General features: G+C 63.6%; 7 protein-coding genes. 6 read left to right on the top strand and 1 reads right to left on the bottom strand.

Translation table 11 applies throughout. The features are described 5' to 3' along the window. Positions 1 to 115 precede the first annotated feature (115 nt). From PVZ77_RS13390 to PVZ77_RS13375, 4 genes are all read left to right on the top strand, one after another. Positions 116 to 1,444, top strand: a complete 1,329-nt coding sequence (locus PVZ77_RS13390; protein ID WP_273806950.1) for a Fic family protein — start codon at positions 116 to 118, stop codon at positions 1,442 to 1,444. Positions 1,445 to 1,532: 88 nt separating this feature from the next. Beyond that, on the top strand, positions 1,533 to 1,805 hold the full coding sequence (gene rpoZ, locus PVZ77_RS13385) for a DNA-directed RNA polymerase subunit omega (protein ID WP_007161465.1): 273 nt from the start codon (positions 1,533 to 1,535) through the stop codon (positions 1,803 to 1,805). A gap of 3 nt (positions 1,806 to 1,808) precedes the next feature. Beyond that, the gene (spoT, locus tag PVZ77_RS13380; RefSeq protein ID WP_273806949.1) at positions 1,809 to 3,968 is read left to right on the top strand and encodes a bifunctional GTP diphosphokinase/guanosine-3',5'-bis pyrophosphate 3'-pyrophosphohydrolase; all 2,160 of its coding nucleotides are present in this window, start codon (positions 1,809 to 1,811) and stop codon (positions 3,966 to 3,968) included. A 59-nt stretch (positions 3,969 to 4,027) separates the two neighbouring features. Further along, on the top strand, positions 4,028 to 4,408 hold the full coding sequence (locus tag PVZ77_RS13375; protein ID WP_064307739.1) for a RidA family protein: 381 nt from the start codon (positions 4,028 to 4,030) through the stop codon (positions 4,406 to 4,408). A 184-nt stretch (positions 4,409 to 4,592) separates the two neighbouring features. On the opposite strand, the gene katE is transcribed toward PVZ77_RS13375, so the two are convergent. Beyond that, positions 4,593 to 6,722, bottom strand: coding sequence for a catalase HPII (gene katE / locus PVZ77_RS13370; protein ID WP_273806947.1), 2,130 nt, complete (start codon positions 6,720 to 6,722; stop codon positions 4,593 to 4,595). Positions 6,723 to 7,006: 284 nt separating this feature from the next. Between katE and PVZ77_RS13365 the strand changes: the two genes are divergently transcribed. Further along, positions 7,007 to 8,014 carry a methionine ABC transporter ATP-binding protein gene (locus PVZ77_RS13365; RefSeq protein WP_273806958.1) on the top strand — a complete coding sequence of 336 codons (1,008 nt, stop codon included), beginning with the start codon at positions 7,007 to 7,009 and terminating at the stop codon, positions 8,012 to 8,014. Then, positions 8,014 to 8,679 (top strand): methionine ABC transporter permease, encoded by a 666-nt coding sequence (locus PVZ77_RS13360; protein ID WP_017639302.1) that lies wholly within the window; start codon positions 8,014 to 8,016, stop codon positions 8,677 to 8,679. The genes PVZ77_RS13365 and PVZ77_RS13360 overlap by 1 nt, the downstream gene beginning before the upstream one ends. Positions 8,680 to 8,703 lie beyond the last annotated feature (24 nt).

Genomic DNA, 8,703 nt, shown 5'->3' with positions numbered 1-8,703 from the left:
TTCAATGAGCTTCAATGAGCTTCAATGAGCTTCAATGAGCTTCAATGAGCTTCAATGAGCTTCAATGAGCTTCAATGAGCTTCAATGAGCGACCAGGCAGGATGGAAAGCACGCGATGGCAGTGAAAGAGGACATTCTTCAGGCCCTACGAGAGCGGATAGGCACTGAACGCCCCTGGATGAGCTCTACCGAGTTAGCAGCACGTCTCGGTACGACCAGCGTGGCAACCGTGAAACGCCATCTGGATGTATTGGTACGATCAGGTTACGTGCTACGGACGGGGCAGCGTCGAGGCACCCGCTACAGTCTGAATCCGGAGTCGTCTGCTGGTCTTGTCGCTGAGGCTTCACCTTCGCTGTCGGCCGCGCAGGCGTTGAAGAATCAGCTCCTGCAACCGTTGGCGAGCCGTAGGCCGGTAGGCTATCAAGCCAACTTCGTGGTCGACTATGTTCCGAATCAAAGCTTCTTGCTTCCTGAGTCCTTGGCGCACGCCTTGGCCGCCGAAGGGGGCATGAGTGGTCAGCAGCCTGCGGGTACCTACGCTCGGCGCGTCCTTGAGCCGCTGTTGATCGATCTGTCCTGGTCATCGTCGCGTCTCGAGGGCAATTCCTTCTCCCTGCTCGCGACCGAGGAGCTGTTCAGGAAGGGTACGGCAGACGGGGATCTGGACGCGGTGATGCTGCTCAACCACAAGGCGGCCATCGAATTTCTGATCGACGCGGTACCCGACTACGGTCTGACCGCTGGGGTGATCCACAACCTGCATGCATTGCTGATGCAGGATTTGCTGGCGGATAGCGCAGGGCTGGGAGCCATTCGACACAAGATCGTCAATATCTTGGGGACCACCTACTACCCGTGTCAGGTGCCTGCGCAATTGCAAGAAATGTTCGAACTCATCCTCGACAAGGCACGGCAGATCAACAATCCCGTTGAGGCCACCTTCTTTCTCTGGGTGAATTTGGCGTACCTGCAACCCTTCGAAGATGGTAACAAGCGTACCAGCCGACTCGCTGCGAACGTCCCGTTGATGCTCTATAACTGTGCACCGCTTTCTTTCTTGGATATCGAAGCCCATGATTATGCCTACGCGATGATGGGGGTCTACGAACACTGTAATGTCGCCCTGGCGGTCGAGCTGTTCGAGCAGGTCTATCGGCGTTCGATCGCTAAGTATGCCGTGCAACTGGCGGCGGTAGGCATTCCTGATCCGGTGCGCCTGCGGCTGCGCAGTGCCCTCGGCGATGCGGTAGGGGTCGTGGTGCGTGAGCATCGGTCGATTGAGCAGGCCATGGCCACCGTGGCGCTGGTGGAGGACGACGTCGCCATATTCCGGCAGATGCTCGTCGATGAATTGCGCGCCCTGGGTATCCATAACTGCGCCCGCTATCGGCTGACGCTCAGCCAGACCCAACAGTGGATCGACGCCGGACGGCCCCAGTAGCCGACCACCGCCCCTTCCCTTGCCACTGGCGAATTTTTATACTATCGGGTCCCCCGTTCCCGGGATCATCATCGCCACGAGGAAGACCATGGCCCGCGTTACTGTCGAAGACTGCCTGGACAACGTAGACAACCGATTCGAGCTGGTCATGCTCGCCACCAAGCGCTCGCGCCAGCTGGCCACCGGCGGCAAGGAGCCCAAGGTACCGTGGGACAACGACAAGCCCACCGTCGTCGCCCTGCGCGAGATCGCCGAAGGCCTGGTCGACGAGGAAGTCATCCGTCTGGACGACATCGTCGAAGAAGAGCCGCTGTTTGCCGCTTTCGAAGTCAACGAAGAAGCGGACGGCGAGGCCCTCTAAGCCATGGCCGCCGAGCCTGCGTATGGTGACGTCCGCCCGACCGGCATCGATTTGCTGGCCGAGCGCCTGGCGGACTACCTGACCCCCGACCAGGTCAATCTGGTCAGGCGGGCCTACTACTACGCCGAGCAGGCTCACGATGGGCAGCGCCGCCGCAGCGGCGAGCCCTATGTCACCCATCCGCTGGCCGTCGCCAACATCCTCGCCGACATGCACATGGACCATCAGAGCCTGATGGCGGCCATGCTGCACGACGTGATCGAGGACACCGGTATCGCCAAGGAAGCCCTGGTCGCCCAGTTCGGCGAAACGGTGGCGGAGCTGGTGGACGGGGTCAGCAAGCTGACCCAGATGAAGTTTGAGACCAAGGCCGAGGCCCAGGCGGAGAACTTCCAGAAGATGACCATGGCGATGTCCAAGGACATCCGCGTCATCCTGGTCAAGCTGGCCGACCGGCTGCACAACATGCGCACCCTGGATGCCATGCCGCCGGACAAGAGCCGGCGCATCGCCAAGGAGACCCTGGAAATCTACGCGCCCATCGCCAACCGGCTGGGCATGCACGATTTCTACGTGGAATTCGAGGACCTGGGTTTCCGCGCCATGCACCCGATGCGCGCCGAACGCATCCAGCGGGCGGTCAAGACCGCGCGGGGCAATCGCCGCGAGATCCTCGGCAAGATCCAGGAGTCCCTGGCCAACTGCCTGGCCCGCGACGGCCTGGACGGCGAGGTGGTCGGGCGCGAAAAGCACCTGCACAGCATCTACCAGAAGATGCGCGGCAAGCGTAAGTCGTTCAACGAGATCATGGACGTCTACGGCTTCCGCATCATCGTCGACAAGGTCGACACCTGCTACCGGGTACTCGGCGCGGTGCACAATCTCTACAAGCCGTTCCCGGGACGCTTCAAGGACTACATCGCCATCCCCAAGGCGAACGGCTACCAGTCCCTGCACACCACCCTGTTCGGCATGCACGGCGTGCCCATCGAGATCCAGATCCGCACCCGCGAGATGGAAGAGATGGCCAACAACGGCATCGCCGCCCATGGCCTGTACAAGGCCGGGGGCGACGAGCCGCGCGCCAGCCATCTGCGCGCGCGCCAGTGGGTGAAGGGCATCCTCGAGTTGCAGCAGCGCGCGGGCAATTCCCTGGAATTCATCGAGAACGTGAAGATCGACCTCTTCCCCGACGAGGTCTACGTCTTCACGCCCAAGGGTCGCATCATGGAGCTGCCCAAGGGCTCCACGGCCGTGGACTTCGCCTATGCGGTGCATACCGACGTGGGCAACAGCTGCATCGCCTGCCGCATCAATCGCCGCCTGGCGCCGCTGTCGCAGCCGCTGGGCAGCGGTGAGACGGTGGAGATCGTCACCGCGCCCGGTGCCCGGCCCAATCCGGCCTGGCTCAACTTCGTGGTCACCGGCAAGGCGCGCACCAATATCCGTCATGCGCTCAAGCAGCAGCGTCGCTCCGAGTCCATCAGCCTTGGCGAGCGCCTGCTGAACAAGGCGCTGTCGGGCTTCGGCACTCAGCTGTCGAAGATCTCGCCGATGCGCATCCTCTCGGTGCTGGGCGAGTACAAGGGCGTGGTGCTGGAAGACCTGCTCGAGGAGATCGGCCTCGGCAATCGCATGGCCTACGTGGTGGCGCGGCGCCTGGTGTCCGGCAGCGAGCAGGAAGAGCCGCTGGAGCCGCAACCCGGCACCACGCCGCAGGGGCCGCTGGCCATCCGCGGCTCCGAAGGCCTGGTGATCAGCTACGCCAAGTGCTGCACGCCGATTCCGGGCGATCCCATCGTCGGCCACCTGTCAGCCGGCAAGGGCATGGTGATCCACCTGGAAAACTGTCGGAACATCGCCGAATTCCGGCACAACAGCGAAAAATGCATCGTGCTCAACTGGGCCAAGGACGTCACTGGCGAATTCAGCGTCGAATTGCGCGTCCAGCTGGAGCATCAGCGCGGCCTGATCGCCATGCTGGCGAACAACGTCACCGCGGCGGACGCCAACGTCGAGAAGATCGGCATGAACGAGCGCGACGGCCGGATCAGCGTGGTCCAGCTGGTGGTCAACGTGCGCGATCGGGTGCACCTGGCGCGGGTGATCAAGAAGCTGCGCACCCTCAAGGGCGTGGCCGGTATCACTCGGGTTCGCAGCTGAGGTTGCAGCGGGTCGCCACGGGCTTGCAGAATCGAGCCTTTCCCGCACAGGAGCGACCCATGAGCAAGCAAGTGATCCACACCGACAAGGCGCCCGCCGCCATTGGCACCTATTCCCAGGCGATCAAGGTCGGTGACACCGTCTATCTCTCCGGGCAGATCCCGCTCAATCCGACCAGCATGGAGCTGGTGGACGGCTTCGAGGCCCAGGTGGTCCAGGTGTTCGAGAACCTCAAGTCCGTGGCCGAAGCCGCCGGTGGTTCGCTGGCCGATATCGTCAAGTTGAACATCTTCCTGATCGACCTTTCGCACTTCGCCACCGTCAACGAGATCATGGGGCGCTACTTCCAGCAGCCCTATCCCGCTCGCGCCGCCATCGGCGTGGCCGCCCTGCCGAAGGGCTCCCAGGTGGAAATGGACGGGGTGCTGGTGCTGGGTTGATCCCGGCACAAGACCCGTAGGTTGGGTTGAGCGCAGCGAAGCCCAACAACAGAGCACGCTGTCTGCTCCGTTTTGTTGGGCTTCGACGGTGGAGCCGTCTCAACCCAACCTACGGCTCTAATCCTGCTCCAAACGAAAAAAGCCGACCGTCTCGCGACGGTCGGCTTTTTCATACCCGCTTGGATCAGGCCGGGATGGACTTGATCTTCGGCATCCGCGCCCAGCAACGATGCTTGGCGATGGCGGCGAAGAAGTCCTGCTGCACCGCCTTGAAGTCACCGCCGGTGAGCAGCGCCTCGTCGGGGCTCAGATAGACCGCCTTGAGCAGCTGCTCGGCTTCGCCGGTGAGGGCGATGGCCTTGAGGTGCTTGTAGGCTTCCAGCAGGTAGTGCTTGATCACGCCGTCGTCGAGCATGGCCTTGACGCTCTCGGCGCCACCCGGCACATAGACCGCGTCCAGCGCTACCGAAGGCATGCCCTCGGCCGAGCCGTCCACGGCCACTTCGCTGCCGTCGGCGGCCTTGACCGGGCCGGCGGTGGGGCCGAGCACCTTCACATGGGCACCTTCGGCCTTGAGCGCCTGCTTGATGGCGTCCACTTCGCTGGCGATGACGCCGTCACCGACCAGTACCGCCACCTTGAAGCCCTTGATGTTGCCGGACAGCAGGTTGAGCTGGCTCAGCGCCGGCGACTTGTCGATGGACACCTTGCGCGGCTGTACGGTGGGCGCGGTGGGCGGGGTCACGCCGATCTTCTTGGCGACTTTCTGCGCCAGTTCCAGATCGATGTTGGCGAGGATCTCGTTGACCTGCCGCTCGCGGATCCACATCCGCTCGACCTTGCCCAGCTCGAAGCTGTAGGCATCGGCGACGTGCGACTGTTCGGCTTCCGACAGGCTGTTGTAGAACAGCGTGGCCTGGGAGAAATGGTCGCCGAAGGTTTCGCTGCGCTCACGTACCTTGTGGCCGTCGATGCGCTCGTAGTAGCTCTCGAAGCCGCCATCCTGGGGCGCCGGCGGAGTCTCCTTGGGCCAGCCACCATCGATGGAGTTGGGCTCGTAGGAAGCGCGACCCTTGTCGATGGTCATGCGGTACTTGGCGTCGCGTTGGCCGTTGTGATTCGGCACCACCGGGCGGTTGACCGGCAATTCGTGGAAGTTCGGTCCGCCGAGGCGGCTGATCTGGGTGTCGGTGTAGGAGAACAGGCGACCCTGCAGCAGGGGATCGTTGCTGAAGTCGATGCCGGGCACGACGTGGCCGGGACAGAAGGCCACCTGCTCGGTCTCGGCGAAGTAGTTGTCCGGATTGCGGTTGAGCACCAGCTTGCCCAGGGGCGTGATGGGCACCAGCTCCTCGGGGATGATCTTGGTGGCGTCGAGGATGTCCCAGTCGAATTTGTGCTCGTCTTCCTCGGGGATGATCTGCACACCGAATTCCCACTCGGGATAGTCACCGGCCTCGATGGCTTCCCAGAGGTCGCGGCGGTGGGCATCGGTGTCCTTGCCGGCCAGCTTCTGGGCTTCGTCCCACACCAGGGAACGCACGCCACCGGCGGGTTTCAGGTGGATCTTGACGAAGACGCCCCTGCCGGCGGTGTTGATCATGCGGAAGGTGTGGATGCCGAAGCCCTGCATGCTGCGCAGGTTCACCGGGATGGCCCGGTCGGTCATGGTCCAGAGCACCATGTGCGCCGACTCCGGCACCAGGGAGACGAAGTCCCAGAAGGTGTCGTGGGCGCTGCCGCCGGTGGGGATCTCGTTATGCGGCTCGGGTTTCACCGCATGGACGAAGTCGGGGAACTTGATGGCGTCCTGGATGAAGAAGACCGGCATGTTGTTGCCGACCATGTCCCAGTTGCCTTCCTCGGTGTAGAACTTGATGGCGAAGCCGCGCACGTCGCGCACGCTGTCACCGGAGCCGCGCGGGCCCTGTACGGTGGAGAAGCGCACGAACACCGGGGTCTGGTGGTTGGGATCACGGAAGAGGGCGGCCTTGGTCAGGTCGGACCAGTCCTGGTAGGGCTGGAAGTAGCCATAGGCACCGGTGCCACGGGCATGGACGATGCGTTCCGGGATGCGCTCGTGGTCGAAGTGGGTGATCTTCTCCCGCATGATGAAGTCTTCGAGCAGGGAAGGTCCGCGGGTGCCAGCGCGCAGCGAATTCTGGTTGTCGGCGATCTTCACGCCGTGATTGGTACGCAGTGCCTGGCCGGTGGCATCGGAACGGAATTGCTCCAGTTGCTCGATCTTCTTCGAGGTGTTCTGGCGATCCTGGGTGTCGGTACCGGCGAGTTCACTCTTGGGGGGCGTAGCCATGGAAAGTCCTCATCAGGCGCCTGGAGGGCGCTCTTTGCGTCCCCTACGGAATGTGGGGCGAATTCAGGCAGTCCTCTAGTGACTCGCTGGCGAGAGCGGGTGTTCCGCTTGGCTGATACGAGGCGACGGGCTGTTCGCCTGGCGCCCGCCAGGATCTAGGCTGGCCATATGCCGTTATTGGCGTAATACCCGACAACAAGTGCTAAGCAGATATAAGCGCGCACGTTAAACTGCGCGGCTGGATCACCATCCTGTTGTCTGACGATACCCACAAGGTTTTTCCATTGATCGAATTCCACGCTGTCCACAAGACGTACCGCACGCGCGGTCGCGAGGTCGCGGCGCTCCAGCCGGTCGACCTGAGGATCGAAGCCGGCGAGATCTTCGGCCTGATCGGCCATTCGGGTGCCGGCAAGAGCACCCTGCTGCGCCTGATCAACCGCCTCGAAGCTCCCAGTGGCGGTCGCCTCCAGGTCGATGGCGCCGAGGTCACCACCCTGGGCTCGACCGAGCTGCGCGATTTCCGCCGCCGCATCGGCATGATCTTCCAGCACTTCAACCTGCTTTCGTCCAAGACCGTGGCGGCCAACGTGGCCCTGCCGCTGGAACTGGCCGGCGGCCGCTCGCGGGCGCAGATCGCCCAACGGGTCGAAGAGCTGCTGGCGCGGGTCGGCCTGTCCGACCAAGCGCGCAAGTACCCGGCGCAACTCTCCGGCGGTCAGAAGCAGCGCGTCGGCATCGCCCGCGCCCTGGCCACCGAGCCGAAGATCCTGCTCTGCGACGAGGCCACCAGCGCCCTCGATCCCCAGACCACCGCCCAGGTGCTGCAACTGCTCGCCGAACTCAATCGCGAGCTGGGCCTGACCATCGTGCTGATCACCCACGAAATGGACGTGATCCGCCGCGTCTGCGATCGCGTCGCCGTGCTCGATGGCGGCGCCGTGGTGGAGCAGGGCACCGTCGCCGATGTCTTCCTGCACCCGCAGCACCCCACCACCCGCCGTTTCGTGTTCGAGGCCGAGCATCAGGACGAGACCGAACTGGCCGACGCCTATGCCCATGTCGAAGGCCGCATCCTGCGCCTGACCTTCCGCGGCGAAGCCACCTATGCACCGCTGCTGGGCCACGTCGCCCGGGAGACCGGTGTGGACTACAGCATTCTCGGCGGTCGCATCGACTGCATCCGGGACGAGCCCTATGGCCAGCTCACCATCGCTCTGGTGGGCGGTGACCTGGACGCCGCCCTGGCTCGCTTCCAGGCCGCCGACGTCACCGTGGAGGTCCTGCGCTGATGGACGAACTCTTCAGCAACATCGACTGGGCCGAGATCTGGCAGGCGACCCAGGACACCCTGGCCATGCTTGGCTGGTCCATGCTCTTCACCCTGATCCTCGGCCTGCCGCTGGGCGTGCTGCTGTTCCTCACCAGCCGTCGCCAGTTGCTGGAACAGCCGCTGGTCTACGGCATCCTCTCCTTCGTGGTCAACGTGCTGCGCTCGGTGCCCTTCATCATTCTGCTGATCCTGATGATCCCCATCACGGTCTGGCTGATCGGCACCTCGCTGGGCGTCGAGGGCGCCATTCCGCCGCTGGTGGTGGGCGCCGCGCCCTTCTTCGCCCGGCTGGTGGAGACCGCCCTGCGCGAGGTCGACCGCGGCATCATCGAGGCGACCCAGGCCATGGGCGCCAGTCTCTGGCAGATCGTCACCCGCACCCTGTTGCCCGAGGCCCTGCCCGGGCTGATCGCGGCCACCACCGTCACCGCCATCGCCCTGGTGTCCTACACCGCCATGGCTGGGGTGATCGGCGGCGGTGGCCTCGGCGATTTGGCCATCCGTTTCGGCTACCAGCGCTTTCAGACCGACGTCATGGTGGTCACGGTGCTCTTGCTGCTGGTGCTGGTCCAGGTACTGCAGATGGTCGGCGATCGCCTCGTCGCCCATTTCAGTCGTCGTTGATTCGGGCTTCATCCACTTGAAGGT

Source organism: Pseudomonas sp. SHLD1, from assembly GCF_028640935.1.
GTDB classification, from domain to species: domain Bacteria; phylum Pseudomonadota; class Gammaproteobacteria; order Pseudomonadales; family Pseudomonadaceae; genus Chryseomonas; species Chryseomonas aestiva.
Note: the sequence above shows the minus strand (reverse complement) of the source record. Positions and strands in the feature narration are given on the sequence as shown.

Excerpts from the sequence above, each read along its gene's own strand:
- PVZ77_RS13390 (WP_273806950.1), top strand. The coding sequence starts at position 116 with ATGGCAGTGAAAGAGGACATTCTTCAGGCCCTACGAGAGCGGATAGGC.
- rpoZ (WP_007161465.1), top strand. The coding sequence starts at position 1,533 with ATGGCCCGCGTTACTGTCGAAGACTGCCTGGACAACGTAGACAACCGA.
- spoT (WP_273806949.1), top strand. The coding sequence starts at position 1,809 with ATGGCCGCCGAGCCTGCGTATGGTGACGTCCGCCCGACCGGCATCGAT.
- PVZ77_RS13375 (WP_064307739.1), top strand. The coding sequence starts at position 4,028 with ATGAGCAAGCAAGTGATCCACACCGACAAGGCGCCCGCCGCCATTGGC.
- katE (WP_273806947.1), bottom strand. The coding sequence starts at position 6,722 with ATGGCTACGCCCCCCAAGAGTGAACTCGCCGGTACCGACACCCAGGAT.
- PVZ77_RS13360 (WP_017639302.1), top strand. The coding sequence starts at position 8,014 with ATGGACGAACTCTTCAGCAACATCGACTGGGCCGAGATCTGGCAGGCG.